The organism is Pseudomonas citronellolis, assembly GCF_900112375.1.
In the GTDB taxonomy this organism is placed as follows: domain Bacteria; phylum Pseudomonadota; class Gammaproteobacteria; order Pseudomonadales; family Pseudomonadaceae; genus Pseudomonas; species Pseudomonas citronellolis.
Window position 1 is genome coordinate 99,574 of the sequence record NZ_FOLS01000025.1, and the last position, 17,787, is coordinate 117,360.

Genomic DNA, 17,787 nt, shown 5'->3' on the forward strand with positions numbered 1-17,787 from the left:
GAACGCCGCCGGGGCCTGGGCACGCCCTCAGTCGTGCCCGTCGTCGTGGCCCCGGCTCGGCACCATCCCGGGCGGCACCAGGCCCTCGGGCAGCCAGAGCCGCTCCAGGTTCCTGAAGCCCCAGCGCAGCGGGTCCTCGCGCTGGACGATGCGGTCGTAGATGCGCACGTCGGCCAGGTCGCGCAGTTCCTTGGCGATGGCCTGGCGCCGGTGGGAACAGAAGAACACCTGCACCTGCGGGCGCGTCAGGTTCTCCGGGTTCTGCTGGACCACCACCCCGAGGTGCCCGGACTCCAGGCGCACCAGGCTGCCGATGGGGTAGATGCCGATGGTCTTGACGAAGGCCTGGAACAACTGCGGGTCGAAATGCCCCTCCCAGCTGGCCATGCGCGCCAGGGAGCCGGCGGCTTCCCAGGCGCACTTGTACGGGCGGTCCGAGGTGATGGCGTCGTAGACGTCGCAGATCGCCGCCATGCGCGCCAGCAGGCTGATCTGGTTGCCGGCCAGGCGGTGCGGGTAGCCGGTGCCGTCGTAGCGTTCGTGGTGGTGCAGGCAGACGTCCAGCACCTGGGGCGACAGCCGGGTGTGCTGGCGCAGCATCTCGTGGCCGCGTTCGGGGTGGGTGCGCATGATGGCGAGCTCGGCCTCGTCGAGCTTGCCGGGCTTGTTGAGGATCGCCGGCGGCATGGCCATCTTGCCGATGTCGTGGAGCATCCCGGCCAGGCCGGCCTCGCGCTGGGCCTCGACGTCCAGGCCGAGCTGGCGGGCCAGGGCGACCATCAGCGCGCACACCGTCACCGAGTGCATGTAGGTGTATTCGTCCTTGTTCTTCAGCCGCGCCAGGCTGATCAGCGCCGAGGCGTCGCGGGCCAGCGAGGCGCAGATGTCCTCCACCAGCGGCAGGCACAGGTCCAGGTCGATCGCCCGGCCCATGCGCGCCTCGCGGAACAGTTCCATCAGCGTCAGCTTGGAGCGTTCGAGGATGCGCGCGGCTTCGAAGAACTCGTTCGGATAGATGGCCGGCGGCGCCTCGCCGACAAGCGCCACGACCGGCTCGGCGATGCCTGTGGCGGGCGCCGCGCCGGGGCCCTGCGCCGCCGGCGCGACGGCGTCGGTGACGCCCAGGCCGCGGGCGTCGTCGATCCACAGCCATTGCACGCCGCTGTTCTGCAGGGCGCGCAGGTCGCCGGGGTTCTCCAGCATGAAGCGGGTCTTCCAGAAGGGGTGGGACAGCCAGCTGCCCTCCAGCGACTGGATGAACATGCCCAGGCGAACCTGGTCGGTGCGAATCCGCTTAAGCATGGGGCAGGCTCCGTGGCGGCGGCGCCGGGCTGCGGCAGCCCTCCGGGGAACGCCGGCCGGGGCGGGCGGGCGAGACAGTCACGCACTCTGCTGGCATGGGGTACCTACGGGCCAAGGGGCCTCTCCTTCGTTCGGTGCCATTATCTCGGCGCCAGGAAGTAGCGCTTCTGCTGGAGTGCTGTGGCCCTTTGCCAGCAGGCAAAATATTTTCGTCGTATACGGAAAATTCCCTCTGTAATGGCAAAGTAACGGTCGGGCGGGGACTGACGTGTAGGAACTCATCGGAATGCCGAGCTTTATTCCCGATGCGCTGGAGGGGCAGCGCATCCTGGTCGTCGATGATCTGGAGAGCGAGCGTCGCCTGCTCGCCGAATACCTGCAGCAGCAGGGCTGCCGCATCTACCTGGCGAGCAACGGCCAGGACGCCTTCAAGAAAGTCCAGATGATCAACCCGGACCTGGTGCTGATGGACGTGCTGATGCCCGTGTGGGACGGCCTGACCTGCTGCCGGATGATGCAGGCGAACACCCATACGCGGGACATCCCGGTGGTGTTCCTGAGCGGGGCGAACACCCCCGAGGAGCGCGTCCAGGGGCTGCTGGTGGGCGCCGTCGACTACATCACCAAGCCCTTCAACCTCGAGGAAATCCGCCTGCGCCTGGCCATCCACCTGCGCCGCTGGGGCACCGACCGGCAGGCCTCGCCCATGCCGCCCAGCCACGCCGGCAACCTCGACAGCATCCTCTTCCAGTCGGCCCGCCAGGTACTGCTGCGCACCCTGTCGCACACCCCGGAACTGCAGGAGCTGGCCGAGGCCGTGGGCACCAACAGCAAACGCCTGAACGAGGCCTTCCGCCAGTGCGTGGGCGTGACGGTCTTCGAGTACCTGCGCGAGGAACGCATGAAGGAGGCCTGCGTGCTGCTCAGCGGCACCGGCCTGCCGATCCAGGCCATCGCATTGGAGGTGGGCTTCACCAGCGGGGCCAACTTCTCCACCGCCTTCCGCGAGCGCTATGGCCTGTCGCCCAGCCAGTTCCGCCAGTCGCGCCTGGACCTGGAGCCCGGCGATGCGCCCTGACCCGCGCGCCGCCTTCACGGCCCTGCTGGGGAGCCTGGCGCTGCTGCTGGTCATGGGCGTGTCGCTGTTCCTCAACCGCGGCGACCTGCAGGCGCCCTACATCGACCTGACCCGCAGCGCCCAGGTGTTCGAGGAGGCCCCCGGCCAGGCGCTGACGCCCGAGCAAGCCTGGCGCCAGGCCGACTGGCGGCCGGCCGATGCCAGCAGCCTGGCGGCGCCGCGGCGGGAGTCGACGCTCTGGCTGCGCCTGCGGCTGGAAAACCCCGACGCCCTCGCCTGGGAGCGCTGGCTGGAAGTGGCGCCCTGGCGCGTCGGCGAGGTCGATCTGTACCGCCTGGACGCTGCCGGCGGGCGCGTCGACGGGCACTGGCGCATCGGCCTGTCGGTGCCCCTGGCCGAGCGTTCGCTGCACAGCCGGCGCAACCTGCTGCCGGTGGCGCTGGCCCCGGGGGAGAGCCGCGAGCTGCTGCTGCGGGTGCGCAGCGAGAGCCGCCCGGGCCTGGCCCTGAACCTGTGGGACATGGGCGCCGTGCTGGCCCAGGACAACGTCGAGCAACTGACCCATGCGATGCTGTTCGGCTGCGTGCTCACCCTGACCGTGCTGCTGTTGCTGCGCCTGGACTGGAGCTTCGCCATGCTCGCCGTGTGGCTGGGCGCGGCCTACGCCCTGGAGGCGGAAAAGGAGGGCTACCTGGCCTTCCACCTGTTCAGCGGGCAGTTCATCCACGGCCCGGGCATGCGCATCGCCTTCTGGCTGGTTTCCCTGGTCGGCTTCCTGGTCGCCGCCCGGCGCCTGCTCGGCCTGGCCGGGCAGGGCGCATGGCGGCGCCTGTACCTGGCCGGCGTGTTCGCCTGCCTGGCGCTGGCCGTCGCCCTGCCGCTGCTGCCGAACAACCTGGCGCGCACGCTGAACCTATCGCTGAGCTTCTGCCTCCTGGCCTGCTGGCCGCTGTCGCTGTTCTCGCTGCGGCTGCGCGGCGACTTCTGCCGGCAGGTGCTGGCGGGGCTGTTCCTGCTGAGCTGGGCGGAAAGTTCCTGGTTCATCCTTCGCTACCTGCTCAACCTGGGCTACAGCGGGCAGTTCAGCGTGGACGTGGTGATGCTCAGGCTGAGCATCATCATCGGCATCATCGGCCTGTTCACCCTGCAGCAGCAGATGCGCAAGCAACGCCTGGAAACCGAGAGCCTGCAGAGCGAACGCCGGCAGAAGGCGCAGCTGGAAGAGGCGGTATCCCGGCGCACCGCAGAGCTGCAGGCCGCGCTGGTGAAGGCCAAGGACGCCAACCAGGCGAAGATCGACTTCCTCGGGCGCGTCAGCCACGACCTGCGCTCGCCGCTGACCTCCATCATCGGCTACGCCCAGCTGCTGCAGGAGGAGGGCGGGCGCAGCACCCGCAAGGCCGGTGTCATCCTGCGCAGCGCCGGCCACATGCTGACCCTGATCAACGACCTGATCGACCACGCCCGCGGCGTTTCCAGCGACCGCCTGGACATCCAGCCGGTGTACATCCACGGCCTGCTCGACGCGGTGGCGATGGATGCGCACATCCTCGCCCAGCGCAACCGCAACGCCTTCCGCCTGACGCTGTGCGGCGACATTCCCACGGTGCTGCAACTGGATGCCAAGCGCCTGCGCCAGGTGCTGACCAACCTGCTGGACAATGCCGCCAAGTTCACCCGCGACGGGCGCATCGCCCTGCAGGTGCAGGCCGCCGGGCAGCCGCCCAAGGCGGGCCTGGCGCAGCTGCGCTTCTGCGTCAGCGACACCGGCTGCGGCATCCCCGAGCAGGACCTGCCCAAGCTCTTCACCCCGTTCTTCCGCTGCGACGCCACCGGCGTGGAAGGCGCCGGGCTCGGCCTGGCCATCGTCGAGCACTGGGTCCAGCTCATGGGCGGGCGGGTGACGGTGCAGAGCGCGCCCGGCGAAGGCACCCGGGTTTCCTTCGAGCTGACCCTGGCCGTCGGCACCGAGCAGGACATGGCCCAGCCGCAGCTGTTCGACCTGCCGATGAAGAGCCTGCCGGTGCGCGGCGAGGGGCAACGGGTCTGGGTCGTCGAGGACAACGCCGACATCCGCGACATGCTGGTGGACCTGCTCGAGGCCAGCCGCTTCCGCGTCGAGGCCGCCGTCGACGGGCAGGACTGCCTGGAGCGCCTGATGGGCCCGGGCGGGCAGCGGCCGGACCTGGTCCTGACCGACTACCTGATGCCGCGCTGCAACGGCGTCGAACTCCTGCTGGCGCTGCGCGAGCGCTGGCCCGGGCTGCCGGTGGTGCTGATGTCCGCCACCCAGCAGACCATGCAGTCCCTCGGCCAGGCGGGCGGCCTGCCGTTCGACGCCAGCCTGGTTAAGCCCATCAGCCTGGCCGACCTGGGCGTGACCCTGGCCCAGTTGCTGCGCCTGCGCGGCGGCCTGGCCGGCGTGACCGAAAAGCCTGACCGCCGTCAGCAAGCGCTGGCCGAGCAGTTGGAATCCTTGAGCCGAGGGCAGCGGCAACAACTTCAGGCGCTCGTGGAATCGGGCGCCATCACCGACCTCATCGAATGGAGTCGAACACTCGCCGATGCCTCTGGGGAGTTGGCGGTGTACTTGCGAGAACTGGCAGAAACAGGGGACTTGGACTCCATGGAAGAAATGATGGGGTTACTGGGAAGCAACCCGTGAAGTCCCGCGTTTTATTTTTGGAAAGGAAAGGCCCTGGCGGCTTGCGGGCTTAGGGGGCGAGTGTGGGGAGTCAAATGAAAAACAAACAACACCGGGCGTTCGAGGTGCTCGTCATCGACGATGAGCCGCTGGTCGCATCGGAGCTTTCCGAAGTGCTGGAGAGCGTCGGTTTCTCCTCGGTCGGTTGCAGTTCCATCGCCGAGGCGGTCGCGCTGTTCAAGAAGAACGCCAAGTTGCGCATCCTGGTGTGCGACCTGAACCTGGGCAGCGAATGGGGCCTGGACGCCATCAAGGAAATCCACGGCGCGGTGGGCGACGACTACATCTTCGAAGTCATCGTCCTCACCGGGTACGGCGAAAGCGACAAGGTGGTCGAGGCGATGCGCGCCGGGGCCTCGGACTTCCTGATGAAGCCGGTGGCGCCGCAGGAGCTGATCGAGTCGGTGGAGCGGGTGGAGAGCAAGCTGCTGCAGAGCATCCGCCGGCAACGCAGGATCCTTCACCTCAACGGCCGGCTGGAGCATATCGCGGAGTCGCTGAACTCGCTGTTTCAGGACGTCAGCGCGATCAAGATGGACGTCCACGGCGGCCCGAACGTCTTCGACCTGGACGATGACGAGCGCGCCGCTCCGGACAAGGTCGACATCAGCAGCCCGCTGTTCTTCAACCTGACGCAGCGCCAGCAGGAAGTCGCGCAGTTGATCTGCAAGGGCTATTCGAACTACCGGGTGGCCCATGAGCTGGGCATTTCCGAGAACACGGTGAAGCTCTACATCACCCAGATATTCAAGCTGCTGCGGGTCAGCAACCGCACCCAGCTGGCCATGCTGCTGGCCGCCTCCTCCGGCGCGCCTGGAGGCTTGGATGCCAGGGGGGCGCTGAGGTAACCCGCAATAAGCGGGCGCCTACAGGTCGTGGTTCGCCTTGCGCCTGGGCGATGACTTGAGCGCCAGCTGCGTGCGGTTGCTCAGCCCGGTGAGGCGCAGCGACTGGGAGACGTAGAGCTTCACCGTATGCTCGCTGATGCCCAGCTTGCAGGCGATCTGGTAGTTGCTCAGGCCCTTGCCGATCAGCCTGACCACGTCGAGCTGGCGCAGGGAGAGCTTGGCGAAGAAGGGGTTGGCCAACTGGTCTTCCGGCGTGTTCAACAGGGCCTCGTCGTCCTTCGAGGGCTCGCCCCTGGCGGGCCTGGACGCAGTGCTCGCGTAGTTGATGGCCTTCTTCGCATCGCTGGCCAGGGACTTCAGGCTCTCGGTCAGCACGTCCAGGCGGGACTCCGCGCGGATGACCCGCTGCCGGTCGCGGGCCCGTTCCTCCAGCTTTTCGGCCAGCTTCTCCAGCGCGGCCAGCAGGTGCTCGGGGTTCAGCGGCTTGGCGAGGAAGTCGCAGAAGCCGCTGCGCAGCACGTCGATCAGTTCGTCCTTGCCGGCCCGCCCGCTGATGGTGATGGCCTCGAACAGCCGCTCGCTGCCGGCCAGCGCCTGCATGCGCTCCAGCACCCGCGGGCCCTGGCTGTCCTGCAGGTCGAAGTCGAGGATCAGCATGTCGATGCCGGGGTTGGCCTGGAACAGCGCCAGGGCCTGTTCCGCCGTGTGCGCGCCCAGGCAGGGGTAGCCGGCGCAGTTCAGCAGGTCGACGACCTCTTCGACGATGTCGGGCTCGTCGTCGAGGATGAGTGCCTGGTGCCCGCGCAGGTTCGCTTTTCTTGTTGTAGCCACTGTGTTCAGACCTTGTTGCGCAGGCGCCGGGCCCCGGCGGTTCAGCTGGATTGCGTGAGGTTTCGCGAGCGCAGTTCGAGGTATTCGCTCAGGTCCTGGAGCCTGTCGCGCTCCAGCTTCCTGCGCATGTGCGACCTGATCCGGCTGACGAAGGTGCGGGGCTCCACCGGCTTGGGGATGAAATCGGCCGCGCCCAGCTCGAACCCTTCCAGCTCGGCTTCGGTGGTGTCCTCGCCGGTGAGGAAGATGATGGTGATGTCGCGGGTGCGGGCGTCGGACTTGATCGCTTCGCACAACTGATGTCCGTTCATGCCCGGCATGCCCAGGTCGGCGATGACGATGTCCGGCAGGGGCGTTTCCTCCAGCGTGCCGAGGGCCTCGTGGCCGGAGCCTGCGGTTTTTATATTGAAGAGACTTTCGAACAACTCCGCCGTCGAGGCCAGTGCGTCCGGGTCATCGTCAACGAGCAATATCAGGGGAAGTTCCGAACGGGTCAGCATCGCTTTTACCGAAGTTCTGCGGAGAGTGGTGTTCGCCTGTTTCCTTTTTGATTTCCGCTGGGCAGGTTTTATTGATTAAAGCTGCCCAGTGCGCGCGCGGATATTCATGAATTTGCCCCACTTCAATTGCGGATATGAAGTGGGGCGGTGCGATTGCCGCGGCGAGAAATCAGAGCGCGTCGGAGATCTGCTGGAAGACCGAGACCAGCTTGGGACCGAGGATCTTCAGGGTGGCGATGATGGCCACGGAGATCAGGCCGGCGATGACCGCGTACTCGATCGCGGTGGCCCCTTCCTTGTCCTTGGCGAATGCCTTTGCGGAAGAGATGAGTTTCTGGATTTTCAACTTGAAGTTCATGGTGCCTCCGTTGCGGGTATATCTTCCGATTCTTTTATGGGGAGTAACTTTTTACAACTAGTAGGAAGGGCCTAGTAGCTTTTGGTCGTTTTATTTATCGGGGCATCAAGGTAGCTTGCCGGCCTTCTCGCGAGATCGACGAGTCTGCTTTCGATACTTGCTTCCCGAATGTGCTTTCCGCTGGCTGCAACGAAATAATCATCATGAAAAGTAAATTGTTGATGGCGTTTGCCGGGCTTCTGTTACTGGGGGCGGTGGTGGTCGGTTACCTGGGGTTGTCCATCGGCAGGCCCGAGGCGCCGGTGGTCGCCAGCGAACCCGTTCCCACCGTGCTCCCCACCGATCCGGACAAGCTGCAGCGCACCCCCGTGGTGGTGGTCACCCGCGACCTGCCGGCGCTGGCGCTGCTGGGCAAGGACGACCTGCGCCTGGAATACCTGCAGACCGCGCCGGCGGGCAGCTACACCCAGGTCGAGGCCTTGCTCGGCCAGCGCGTGTGGGTGCCGGTGGCGGCCGGCAACATCCTCTCCGGCGCCGTGCTCGAACCCGGCGGCCCGCTGGCCCGGACCATCCGCGCAGACGAGCGGGCCATGGCCATCGCCGTGGACGACGTGGTCGGCGGCGGCGGCTTCGTGCTGCCGGGCGACTATGTCGACGTGGTGCTCTACGTCGCCGACCAGCAGGGCATCCAGCGCGACGTCCGCGCCCAGCTGGTGCTGCCGGGCGTGCGCGTCCTCACTTATGGCGAGCAGATCGCCGTGGCCGGCGACGGCCAACTGCGCAATGCCGACGACGGCCAGGGCAAGGAACGCAAGGTGGCGCGCACCGCGGTGCTGGCGGTGCCGGCGAACGCCACCGCGCGGCTGATGTTGGCCAGCCAGGCCGGCTCGTTGCGCCTGGCGGTGCGCAGCAAGGACGAGAAGCTCTACGAGAAAGAGCAGCAGGGCAGCTACCAGCACACCGCCCTGAGCGCCGCGAACACCGAGTCCATCACGCTGGAGCAACTGCTCGGCCGCCGCCAGCCGGTGGCCGCGGCGGCTCCGCGCAGCCCGGCCCGGCCGCGGGCCGCTGCGGGCGTGACGGTCTACCGCGGCGGCACGGTCGCGCACGAGGCGCCTTGAATCAGCCCCTGAAGCAGGGAGAGGGAGTAGTTAGGATGGCTTGCAATATGGGATACCGGCGTCCGGCTGGTGGGGTGGGCGTTTGCCTGGCGGGCGTCATGGCATGGGCGCTGCTGGGTTCGGCGCAGGCCGCGCCCAAGGCCTGCGAAGGGCTGGTGCAACTGCCGCAGAAGCTGGTGCTGGCGCTGCAGCAGGGCGCCCAGCAGGACCAGCAACTGCCGCTGCCGATCAAGCGCCTGGCCATTGGCGACCCGCAGATCGCCGACGTGCAGCTGCTGGACAAGCGCAACTTCCTGGTCACCGGCAAGGCCCAGGGCGAGACCAGCCTGCTGGTCTGGACCGGTTGCCCGGGCGACCCGCTGCGGGCCCAGGTGCAGGTGGCCGGGCGTTCGATCCGCGACGTGGGCGCGACCAGCGACGCCGTTGCCGCCGCCAACCTGGCCAGCCAGGTGCAGACCGACATCCGCTTCGTCGAGGTCAGCCGCAGCAAGCTCAAGCAGGCCAGCACCTCGCTGGTGCGGCGCGGCTCCAACCTGTTCATGCTCGGCGCGCCGGGCAGCCTGAGCGGCATCAGCGTGGGCTCCGACGGCGGCGTGACGGGCAACTTCGGCACCAGCGACAGCGGCTTCAACGTCATCTGGGGCGGCGGCAGCAGCAAGGTGCTGGGCTTCCTCAACATGCTCGAAGGCAGCGGCTTCGCCTACACCCTGGCGCGCCCCAGCCTGGTGGCCACCAGCGGGCAGAGCGCGTCCTTCCTGGCCGGCGGCGAGTTCCCCATCCCGGTGCCCAACGGCGATAACAACAACATCACCATCGAGTACAAGGAATACGGCGTGCGCCTGACCCTGACGCCGACGGTGATGTCCACCGGGCGCATCGCCCTGAAGGTGGCGCCGGAGGTCAGCGAGCTGGACTTCTCCGCCGGCATCCAGACCAACGGCATCGCGGTGCCGGCGCTCAACGTGCGGCGCACCGACACCAGCGTGATCCTCGCCGACGGCGAGAGCTTCGTGATCAGCGGCCTGATCAGCAGTAACACGGTGAGCAACGTCGACAAGTTCCCCGGCCTGGGCAACCTGCCGGTGCTGGGCGCGTTCTTCCGCTCCTCGCAGCTGGACAAGGACGACCGCGAACTGCTGATGGTGGTCACCCCGCACCTGGTCCAGCCGCTGGCGGCCAATGCCGCGCTGCCCAAGCTGCCCGGCGAGGGCCTGCGCAAGTACGACCCCGGCTTCGGCGAGTTCTATTTCCTGGAGAACGGCCAGTACGACGGCCGCGCTTCGGCCAGCGGGATGTCCCAGTGATGGCCGGCGATCCGTTGGGCCGCAGCGGCAGCCGCGTGCCCGCCGCGCAGGGTCGCAACGTCGCCCAGACCTTCGTCGCGCTGACCCAGCACGCCGGCGAGCTGGAATGGCTGCAGAGCAGCCTGGCCAGCGCCGGCCAGGTGGTCGCCGCCACCAGCGGCACCCTGGAGGAGCTGCTGGCGCTGCTGGAAGTGACCGGCGCCGGCGTGCTCTTCATCAGCCTGAACAAGGCCAACCTGATGGTCCACGGCGCCCTGATCGAGGGCCTGGTGTCGGCGCGGCCGATGCTGGCGGTGGTGGCCGTGGGCGATGGCCTGGACAACCAATTGGTGCTGGCGGCCATGCGCGCCGGCGCCCGCGACTTCGTCACCTACGGCGCCCGCGCCAGCGAACTGGGCGGGCTGGTCCGGCGCCTGGGCGGGCGCCTGCCCAGCGTGCCGGTGAGCGCCGTGCAGCAGGGCGAGCTGTTCGCCCTGGCCAGCGCCCGGCCGGACGCCGACGGCGCCTTCGTCGCCCTGCACCTGGCGTTGGCGTTGCAGGCCCGGGAGGGCAACCGGGTGCTGCTGGTGGACATCGGCCAGCCGGCCGGCGAGGCCCTGGCCATCCTCGGCATGGATGCGCCCTTCACCTTCGCCGACGCCATGCGCAACCTGCGCCGCCTCGACCAGACGCTGATCGACAGCGCCTTCAGCCGCCACGACTCCGGCCTGCGCCTGCTCAGCCTGACCGACGAGCCCGGGGTGCTGGAGCGCATGACCACCGCCGAGCTGTACCTGCTGCTGGGCAACCTGCGCACGGCCTTCAGCCACGTGCTGATCAACTTCACCGCCATGCCCGAAGGCGAACTCGCCCGCCAGTTGCTGCAGCAGGCCAGCCGCGTGCTGTGGCTGGTGGACCAGAGCGTGCCCTCGTGCCGGAAGGGCCTGGAAAGCCTGCGCCGCCTGCGCGAGAACAGCCAGGCGCTGCCGCGCATCGAACTGCTGGTGGAGCGCTACCTGCCCGCGGTGCCGCCGGACGAGCAGGCCCTGTGCCGCATGTTCGGCCTGGAACTCTTCGGCGTGTTGCCGGCCTCGGCCGAGGCGCGCCTGCGGGCGAAGAACCTCGGGCGCAGCCTGTTCGAGGTGGCCCCGCGCGACCCCCTGGCGCTCAAGCTGCGCGTCCTGGCCGAGCCGCTCGGCGCGGTGGGCGGCCAGGCGCGGCGGCGCTTCCCCTGGTTCGGCCGCTTCCGGGGCGCGCGTCCATGAGCTACGCCAGCAGCCTCGGCGCGCACGAGCAGGAAATGCAGCTGCTGAAGATGCGCTTGCACCGCTACATCATCGACGAGATCGACGAAGACGGCGTGAACCTGCTGGAAGGCGCGCGCCCGGCGGTGGCCCAGTACGTCGCCGAGAAGGTCGGCGAATACGCTGCGCGGCGCCAGCTGGCGATCTCCCGCTACGAGCTGGACCGCCTGGCCGAGGAAGTGGTGGACGAGCTGACCGGCTTCGGCCCGCTGGAAGTGCTGCTGCGCGACCCGGACATCAGCGAAATCCTGGTCAACGGCCCCGACCGCGTTTTCATCGAGCAGCGCGGCCGCCTGTACCAGAGCGACCTGCGCTTCATCGACGACCACCACGTGTACCGCGTCATCCAGCGCATCCTGGCGCCCCTGGGGCGGCGCCTGGACGAATCCAGCCCGATGGTCGACGCGCGCCTGCCCGACGGCAGCCGGGTCAACGCCATCATCCCGCCGGTGGCCCTGGACGGCCCGTGCATCTCCATCCGCAAGTTCAGCAAGGAGCTGCTGCAGAGCGCCGACCTGCTGGCCTACCAGAGCGTCGACGAGGCGCTGCTGGGGTTCCTCCGCCAGGCCGTGGAGAACCGCTGCAACATCCTCATCAGCGGCGGCACCGGCACCGGCAAGACCACGCTGCTCAACGTGCTGAGCGGCTTCATCGACGCGCGCGAGCGCATCGTCACCATCGAGGACACCGCCGAACTGCAGCTGGGCCACGACCACGTGGTGCGCCTGGAGACGCGCCCGCCGAACGCCGAGGGCTATGGCGAGGTGACCGCCCGCGACCTGATCCGCAACGCCCTGCGCATGCGCCCGGACCGCATCATCCTCGGCGAAATCCGCGGGGTGGAAGTGCTCGACGTGCTGCAGGCGATGAACACCGGCCACGACGGCTCGATGAGCACGGTGCACGCCAACTCGGCGATGGACTCGCTGCTGCGCATGGAAATGCTGGTGGGCCTGGCCGGGCACAAGCTGCCCGAGCAGACGCTGCGGCAGATGATCTGCGCGGCGCTGGACATCGTGGTGCAGATCACCCGCCAGGCCAACGGCCGGCGCTGCATCAGCGAAGTGCTGGAAGTGCTGGAGGTGCGCGACGGCATCTACGTCACCAACTCACTGTTCAGCCTGGACCGGCGCGCCAGCGGCAGGTTCGTGCGCACCGGCGTGCCGTCGGGGCTGAAGCTGCGCCAGGTGGCGGCATGAGCGCCGGGGCACTGTTGCTGGCGGTGGCCAGCCTGGCGCTGGTGGGCCTGGCCGTGCTGCTGCTCGGCCTGGGCCTGCGCGCGCGCAACAACGAACAGGTGGTGCGCCGCCTGGTGCCCGGCCAGGCCCTGGGCGACCTCGCCGCGGCGCGGCCGCGCACCCAGCACTGGCTGGTGCGGCGCATGCGCCGCGCCGGCATCGTGCACATGCGCCCCTGGCTGGTCGGGGCGGGGCTGGCGATGCTGGCGCTGGCCGTGCCGGGCTGGCGCCTGCTCAACGTGTTCGGCGTGCTGCTGGCCGTGCTGCTGGTGCTGCTGCTGTTCAACGGCCTGCTCGGCCTGCTGTACCAGCGCCGCCTGCAGAAGATGATCCGGCAGATGCCGGCCTTCCTCGACCAGGTGGTGCGCAGCCTGCAGGCCGGGCGCACCCTGGGCGACGCCATCGAACAGGCGGTGGTGGCGGCCGACGACCCGCTGCGCTCGATCTTCGCCCGCGCCAGCAGCCACGTGCAGCTGGGCATCAGCCTGCCCGAGGCGCTGCAGGACATCGCCGAACTCTACGACGTGGAAGAGTTGCACATCCTCGCCCTGGGCGTGACGGTCAACTACCGCTACGGCGGCAACACCACGGACCTGCTGGACAACATCATCAAGGTCATCCACGAGCGCGAGAAGATCGGCCGCCAGCTGCGCGCCATGACCGGCGAGACGCGCTTCAGCGCCCTGGTGCTGGCGGTGCTGCCGCTGGGCCTGGGCATGTACATCCTGGCCAGCAACCCCGGCTACCTGATGGCCATGTGGACCGACGGCTTCGGCCGCACGCTGCTGCTGACCTCGCTGGGGCTGCAGGCGGTCGGCTGCGTCACGCTGTGGCGCATGCTCAAGAGCGTGTAGGAGACGGACATGGACGCAACCTGGTACGTACTCCTGGCCCTGCTGCTGTTCGGCGCGGCGCTGGCCCTGCTGGTGTCGCAGAGCCGCGCGGCCAACCGCGAGCAGCACCTGATCGAACAACGCCTGGGCGCCGCCGCGCAGGGCGGCGAGGACGCCGCGCGCTGGAGCGCCCGGGCCATCGAACGGCTCGGCGACGGCCCGCTGGGGCGGCGCCTGCAGCCGGGCGACCAGGAGGTGCGCGACCTGCTGGCCCGCGCCGGCTGGAACGGCAACCTGCCGCGCAGCCTGTACCAGGCCGCGCAGCTGGCCTCGCCGCTGCTGGCCTGCGCCCTGGTGGCGCTGGTCGGCCTGCTGCGGGGCGACGCCCTGGACGACCTGCTGCTGCCGCTGGCCTTCGCCGCCGGCCTCGGCTTCCTGCTGCCCAAGCGCGTGCTGGCGCACCTGGCGGACAAGCGCTGCCGGCGCCTGGCCGAGGAGGTCATCGTCTTCATTCAACTGGTCCGCATCCTCTTCGACACCGGCCTGACCGTGGAACAGGCGCTGCGGGTAGTGCAACTGGAGGGCCGCAACATCGTGCCGCTGCTGACCCAGGAGCTGGACCTGGTGCTGGCCCACGCCGACAGCGGCCTGGACCTGGCCGACGAGCTGGACCAGCTGGCCAGGCGCCTGCAGGTGGCCGAGCTCGCCGACTGCTGCGGCGTGCTGCGCCAGATGCTGCGCCAGGGCGGCAGCGCGCGGGCCTCGCTGGCGACGCTCAAGGCCCTGTTCGAGGACCGCCGGCTGACCTCGCTGCAGGAAAAGATCAGCAAGCTGGCGGCGAAGATGAGCCTGGTGATGATCACCCTGCTGTTCCCGGCGCTGCTGATCATCCTGGCCGGGCCGGGGTTCATGGCCATCACCAAGGCACTGGGGGGAATGTGATGAAGACGTTGTGCTTGCTGGGCTTTATCGGCCTGGCGCTGGGCGGCTGCGCCAACCTGCCGGACGATCTGCGCGGCAACCTGGCGGAGAGCTTCCCGGCCCTCGGCCAGAGCTGCGGCAGCCGCCTGAGCCAGGACCAGGAACTGCAGCTGGACATGGCCCGCGGCATGTTGCGCGAGGGCCGCCTGCACGCCGCCCTGGCGCACCTGCAGACGCTGCCGGCGCAGTCGCTGGACGTGCGCGAAAGCAAGGCCGTGGCGCTGCGCCGCATCGGCAGCCCGCAGGCCAGGGCCGAGTACCAGGCCCTGCTCGGCACCTGCAAGGCCGGCGAGGCGCACCACGGCCTGGGCCAGATCGCCCTGCGCGAGGGGCGCATCGCCGAGGCCGAGCGCGAACTGCGCGTGGCGGCGCATCTGCAGCCCACCGACCGGCTGGTGCGCAACGACCTGGGCGTGGTGCTGCTGCGCAAGGGCGACCGCGAAGGCGCGCGCTTCGAATTCCTCACCGCCCTGGAACTGGACGGCGACGACAAGCTGCCGGCCAGCAACCTGCTCAGCCTGTTGCTGCTGGAAGGCAAGACCGCCCAGGCCACGGCGCTGGCCGAGAAGGCGCGGCTGTCCGACGAGCAGGTGCGCCAGGCCCGCCAGCGCGCCGATGCGCTCAGGGGCGGCGCGCCGGCGCCGCGGGTGGCTCAAGTGGCAGCGCCGCTGCCAGCCGTGCCGGCGGCGGACGGCGCCAGCGTGGCCCAGGTCCGCGTGCAGGCGCAGCCCCTGCCGCAGCCGCTGGTGGAACAGCAGATCAGGTAATCGACGGCGGGCGCCCGGCCGCAAGGCGGCCAGGGCCCGCGATGGAAACGGAGACTAGCTATGAAACGGATCATCCTCAGCGGCCTTCTGCTGGCCGCCCCCCTGAGCCTTGGCGCCACCGAGTCGGCGCGGCCGCAAGCGGGCAGCAGCGCCCGCGACCAGTGGGAAGTCGACCACTGGCTGCAACTGCAGCGCAGCGGCCAGCAGGCCTCGGCCAACCGCCAGGCCGCCACCGCGGCCGAGCGCGACCGCGCCTACCGGCGCTACCTGGACAGCTACAGCCACCCGATCCCCGAGTACCTGCTGGACGAGAACCAGGGCTTCAACACCGGCAAGAAGTGATCCCCGACGTCAAGGAGATGTCCATGTTCGGCAAGCGGCAGCGCGGCGCTATCGGTGTGCTGGCGGCAGTCACCCTGCTGTTGGTGCTGATCTGCATGGCCCTGGTGGTGGACACCGGGCGCCTGTACCTGGAGCAGCGCAAGCTGCAGCGGGTGGCAGACATGGCGGCGCTGGAGAGCGCCACCCAGAGCGGCATGTGCGCCACCCAGGCGAACGCCGACGTGCAGGCGCTGGCGATCATCAGCGCGCGGCGCAACGGCTTCGCCGACGACGGCCGGCTGGTCGCAAGCCTGGGCGACGTGGTCTTCGACGGCAGCGGCCAGCGGCGTGTGTTCCGCGCCGCCAATAGCAGCTGGAACGACTCGGTGCAGGTCGTCGCCAGCCGCACGGTGCCTTCGAGCCTGGTGCTGAACGTCGCCTCGGTGTTCGGCGCCGGCACGCCCACCAGCGTCACCCTCCAGGCCCAGGCGGTGGCCCGGCGCCAGGCCATGGCCGCGCTGTCGGCGGGCAGCGGCCTGCTGCGCCTGGACAGCAGCAATTCACCTCTGCTCAACGCCTTGCTCGGCGGCCTGCTGGGCACCCGGCTGAACCTCGACCTGGTGACCTACCAGGGCATCGCCGGGGCCAACGTCAACCTGCTCGCCCTGGGCGAGCAGCTGCAGCTGGCCGGCGTCGACCTCGACCTCGGCTCGGTGGACAGCCTGCTGGACGCCGACGTCAGCGTGGCGCAACTGCTCCAGGCCGCCATCGACGCCGCCGACGCCTCGCAGGTCGCCGGCGTCAACCTCGCCCTGCTGCGCAGCGCCCTGGCCAGCATCAAGGTGCCCTCGGCGAACCTCAGCCTGGGGCAGATCATCAGCGTCATCGCCCCGGACAGCGCGCGCAACGCGGCCCTGGGCGCCGACGTCAACCTGCTGGACCTGCTGATGACCACCGCGCTGGTGGCCAACAAGCAGCATGCGCTGGCGATTCCCGGCCTGACGCTGAACGTGCCGGGGCTGGCCAGCCTGACGGTGAAGCTCACGGTGATCAGCCCGCCGACCATCGCCGTCGGCTACCCCGGCAAGGACGCCACAGGGCAGTGGCGGACCCGCGCCAGCTCGGTGCAGGTGGCCCTGAACTTAGTGGCCGACGTGGACCTGCTCAAGCTCGGGCTGGTCAACGCCCATGTCGACCTGGGCGCCAGCGTGGCCCAGGGCTACGCCGCGCTGGACAGCATCGCCTGCGGCGGCGCCCAGCGGGCCTCGCAGGTCAACGTCAAGGCGCAGCCCGGCGTGGCGGCGGTGGCGCTCAACGACCTGAGCGTGAAGCTGCTGGGCAACGGCAACGCCTACCTGGCCAGCGTGTCGGTGAATACCCGCAAGGGCGACGTGGCGCTGGCCGCCCCCGGGGAACAACCGCTGGCCTTCGACATCGCCTCGCCGGTCGACCTGCCCAGCGCCGTGCAGCGCGTGCAGAGCCCCCTGGGCGCCTCGCTGGCGGCGGGCATCGCCAGCCTGTCGCGGAGCCTGAGCCTGTCCGTCGAACTGAACACCCAGGGCCTGCTGTGCAAGGCGCCCCTGGTCGGCTGGCTGCTCTGCCCGCTGGGGAAACTGCTCGACGGCGTGGTCGGCGGCCTGGTGAATTCGCTCGGCGACCTGACCAGCCTGCTGACCCAGGCGCTGGCCTCGGTGCTCGCCAGCCTGGGCAGCCAGCTGATCGACCCGCTGCTGCAACTGCTGGGCATCCAGACCGGCACCCTCGACGTGCGCATCATCGACCTGCGCACCCCGGGCGCCCAACTCCTGATCTAGGCCACGGCCGTCGCCAGGCAACCACGACTCTACCCGGGGGAACCCATGCAGCAGAAACACCCGAGCCGCCAGCGCGGCGCCGTGACCATCGAGTTCGCCGCCGCCTTCATCCTGTTCTTCACCGTGATGTACGGCGTGCTGGCGTATGGCATCCCCATGCTGGTGCTGCAGTCGTTCAACGACGCCGCGGCCGCCGGCGCGCGGGTGGCGCTGTCGGTGAACGACTCGCTGGGCTCGCAGCAGTACCAGGCGGCCCTGCAGGACACCGTGGCCCAGGCCGTGTCGAGCCGCCTGGGCTGGATGCCGAGCCGCTGGTACACCGGCTGCAGCGACGGCAAGTACGTGGCCGCGCCGGTGGCCGAGGGGCGCTACACGCGCATCACCGTCTGCGTGCGCTACCCCGCCGACGCCACCCCGCTGGTGCCGGTGCTGACGCTGCCGGGCATCGGCCCGGTGCCGCGGCTGCCCGCGGTGCTGCAGGCCCAGGCCAGCCTGCTGCTGTGA

The 17,787-nt window shown here is 69.3% G+C and carries 17 protein-coding genes; 13 read left to right on the forward strand and 4 right to left on the reverse strand.

Annotation, left to right across the window (positions count from 1 at the left end; genetic code table 11):
- Nucleotides 1-27 precede the first annotated feature (27 nt).
- A complete protein-coding gene (locus tag BM060_RS22285; RefSeq protein ID WP_074983072.1) occupies nt 28-1,302 on the reverse strand; it encodes an HD-GYP domain-containing protein in 1,275 nt (424 codons plus the stop codon).
- 286 nt (nt 1,303-1,588) lie between these two features.
- Here BM060_RS22285 and BM060_RS22290 point away from each other — a divergent pair, with 286 nt between their 5' ends.
- The 3 genes from BM060_RS22290 (at nt 1,589) to BM060_RS22300 (ending at nt 5,932) form a co-directional block, all read left to right on the forward strand.
- Nucleotides 1,589-2,380 (forward strand): response regulator transcription factor, encoded by a 792-nt coding sequence (locus BM060_RS22290; RefSeq protein ID WP_074983074.1) that lies wholly within the window; start codon nt 1,589-1,591, stop codon nt 2,378-2,380.
- Nucleotides 2,370-5,045 carry a hybrid sensor histidine kinase/response regulator gene (locus BM060_RS22295; RefSeq protein WP_074983077.1) on the forward strand — a complete coding sequence of 892 codons (2,676 nt, stop codon included), beginning with the start codon at nt 2,370-2,372 and terminating at the stop codon, nt 5,043-5,045. Before BM060_RS22290 ends, BM060_RS22295 begins: the two co-directional genes overlap by 11 nt.
- A 74-nt stretch (nt 5,046-5,119) precedes the next feature.
- Nucleotides 5,120-5,932 carry a response regulator transcription factor gene (locus BM060_RS22300; protein WP_074983080.1) on the forward strand — a complete coding sequence of 271 codons (813 nt, stop codon included), beginning with the start codon at nt 5,120-5,122 and terminating at the stop codon, nt 5,930-5,932.
- 18 nt (nt 5,933-5,950) lie between these two features.
- Here BM060_RS22300 and BM060_RS22305 read toward each other — a convergent pair whose 3' ends face one another.
- The 3 genes from BM060_RS22305 to BM060_RS22315 all read right to left on the reverse strand — a co-directional run bounded on the left by BM060_RS22305 (nt 5,951) and on the right by BM060_RS22315 (nt 7,621).
- Nucleotides 5,951-6,763 (reverse strand): response regulator, encoded by an 813-nt coding sequence (locus BM060_RS22305; RefSeq protein WP_159458839.1) that lies wholly within the window; start codon nt 6,761-6,763, stop codon nt 5,951-5,953.
- Nucleotides 6,764-6,804: 41 nt separating this feature from the next.
- Nucleotides 6,805-7,263: a response regulator gene (locus BM060_RS22310; protein WP_009618285.1), complete on the reverse strand. Its 459-nt coding sequence runs from the start codon at nt 7,261-7,263 to the stop codon at nt 6,805-6,807.
- A gap of 169 nt (nt 7,264-7,432) precedes the next feature.
- On the reverse strand, nt 7,433-7,621 hold the full coding sequence (locus BM060_RS22315) for a Flp family type IVb pilin (protein WP_074983083.1): 189 nt from the start codon (nt 7,619-7,621) through the stop codon (nt 7,433-7,435).
- A gap of 203 nt (nt 7,622-7,824) precedes the next feature.
- Here BM060_RS22315 and cpaB point away from each other — a divergent pair, with 203 nt between their 5' ends.
- From cpaB to BM060_RS22365, 10 genes are read left to right on the forward strand one after another with little or no spacing between them, the layout of a single operon-like run.
- Entirely contained in the window at nt 7,825-8,742 is a 918-nt protein-coding gene (gene cpaB, locus BM060_RS22320) for a Flp pilus assembly protein CpaB (RefSeq protein WP_074983085.1), read from the forward strand.
- A 35-nt stretch (nt 8,743-8,777) separates the two neighbouring features.
- On the forward strand, nt 8,778-10,046 hold the full coding sequence (locus tag BM060_RS22325) for a type II and III secretion system protein family protein (protein WP_083426816.1): 1,269 nt from the start codon (nt 8,778-8,780) through the stop codon (nt 10,044-10,046).
- Nucleotides 10,046-11,290: a type 4b pilus Flp biogenesis protein TadZ gene (gene tadZ / locus BM060_RS22330; protein ID WP_074983088.1), complete on the forward strand. Its 1,245-nt coding sequence runs from the start codon at nt 10,046-10,048 to the stop codon at nt 11,288-11,290. The genes BM060_RS22325 and tadZ overlap by 1 nt, the downstream gene beginning before the upstream one ends.
- The gene (tadA, locus tag BM060_RS22335; protein WP_009618290.1) at nt 11,287-12,528 is read left to right on the forward strand and encodes a type 4b pilus Flp biogenesis ATPase TadA; all 1,242 of its coding nucleotides are present in this window, start codon (nt 11,287-11,289) and stop codon (nt 12,526-12,528) included. The genes tadZ and tadA overlap by 4 nt, the downstream gene beginning before the upstream one ends.
- Nucleotides 12,525-13,421, forward strand: a complete 897-nt coding sequence (locus tag BM060_RS22340; RefSeq protein WP_074983089.1) for a type II secretion system F family protein — start codon at nt 12,525-12,527, stop codon at nt 13,419-13,421. Before tadA ends, BM060_RS22340 begins: the two co-directional genes overlap by 4 nt.
- Nucleotides 13,422-13,430: 9 nt before the next feature.
- Nucleotides 13,431-14,342 carry a type II secretion system F family protein gene (locus BM060_RS22345; protein WP_074983090.1) on the forward strand — a complete coding sequence of 304 codons (912 nt, stop codon included), beginning with the start codon at nt 13,431-13,433 and terminating at the stop codon, nt 14,340-14,342.
- Entirely contained in the window at nt 14,342-15,148 is an 807-nt protein-coding gene (locus tag BM060_RS22350; RefSeq protein ID WP_074983091.1) for a tetratricopeptide repeat protein, read from the forward strand. The genes BM060_RS22345 and BM060_RS22350 overlap by 1 nt, the downstream gene beginning before the upstream one ends.
- Before the next feature lie 60 nt (nt 15,149-15,208).
- The gene (locus tag BM060_RS22355) at nt 15,209-15,490 is read left to right on the forward strand and encodes a DUF3613 domain-containing protein (protein ID WP_074983092.1); all 282 of its coding nucleotides are present in this window, start codon (nt 15,209-15,211) and stop codon (nt 15,488-15,490) included.
- Between the two features lie 23 nt (nt 15,491-15,513).
- Nucleotides 15,514-17,283 carry a pilus assembly protein TadG-related protein gene (locus BM060_RS22360; RefSeq protein ID WP_074983093.1) on the forward strand — a complete coding sequence of 590 codons (1,770 nt, stop codon included), beginning with the start codon at nt 15,514-15,516 and terminating at the stop codon, nt 17,281-17,283.
- Nucleotides 17,284-17,328: 45 nt separating this feature from the next.
- Nucleotides 17,329-17,787, forward strand: coding sequence for a TadE/TadG family type IV pilus assembly protein (locus tag BM060_RS22365; RefSeq protein WP_074983096.1), 459 nt, complete (start codon nt 17,329-17,331; stop codon nt 17,785-17,787).

Bases quoted from the DNA above. Each gene is read 5' to 3' on its own strand.
- BM060_RS22360 (WP_074983093.1), top strand. From the start codon at position 15,514: ATGTTCGGCAAGCGGCAGCGCGGCGCTATCGGTGTGCTGGCGGCAGTC.
- BM060_RS22290 (WP_074983074.1), top strand. From the start codon at position 1,589: ATGCCGAGCTTTATTCCCGATGCGCTGGAGGGGCAGCGCATCCTGGTC.
- BM060_RS22285 (WP_074983072.1), bottom strand. From the start codon at position 1,302: ATGCTTAAGCGGATTCGCACCGACCAGGTTCGCCTGGGCATGTTCATC.
- BM060_RS22355 (WP_074983092.1), top strand. From the start codon at position 15,209: ATGAAACGGATCATCCTCAGCGGCCTTCTGCTGGCCGCCCCCCTGAGC.
- BM060_RS22300 (WP_074983080.1), top strand. From the start codon at position 5,120: ATGAAAAACAAACAACACCGGGCGTTCGAGGTGCTCGTCATCGACGAT.
- BM060_RS22350 (WP_074983091.1), top strand. From the start codon at position 14,342: ATGAAGACGTTGTGCTTGCTGGGCTTTATCGGCCTGGCGCTGGGCGGC.
- BM060_RS22345 (WP_074983090.1), top strand. From the start codon at position 13,431: ATGGACGCAACCTGGTACGTACTCCTGGCCCTGCTGCTGTTCGGCGCG.
- cpaB (WP_074983085.1), top strand. From the start codon at position 7,825: ATGAAAAGTAAATTGTTGATGGCGTTTGCCGGGCTTCTGTTACTGGGG.
- BM060_RS22315 (WP_074983083.1), bottom strand. From the start codon at position 7,621: ATGAACTTCAAGTTGAAAATCCAGAAACTCATCTCTTCCGCAAAGGCA.
- BM060_RS22325 (WP_083426816.1), top strand. From the start codon at position 8,778: ATGGCTTGCAATATGGGATACCGGCGTCCGGCTGGTGGGGTGGGCGTT.
- BM060_RS22295 (WP_074983077.1), top strand. From the start codon at position 2,370: ATGCGCCCTGACCCGCGCGCCGCCTTCACGGCCCTGCTGGGGAGCCTG.
- BM060_RS22365 (WP_074983096.1), top strand. From the start codon at position 17,329: ATGCAGCAGAAACACCCGAGCCGCCAGCGCGGCGCCGTGACCATCGAG.
- BM060_RS22340 (WP_074983089.1), top strand. From the start codon at position 12,525: ATGAGCGCCGGGGCACTGTTGCTGGCGGTGGCCAGCCTGGCGCTGGTG.
- BM060_RS22310 (WP_009618285.1), bottom strand. From the start codon at position 7,263: ATGCTGACCCGTTCGGAACTTCCCCTGATATTGCTCGTTGACGATGAC.
- tadA (WP_009618290.1), top strand. From the start codon at position 11,287: ATGAGCTACGCCAGCAGCCTCGGCGCGCACGAGCAGGAAATGCAGCTG.
- tadZ (WP_074983088.1), top strand. From the start codon at position 10,046: ATGGCCGGCGATCCGTTGGGCCGCAGCGGCAGCCGCGTGCCCGCCGCG.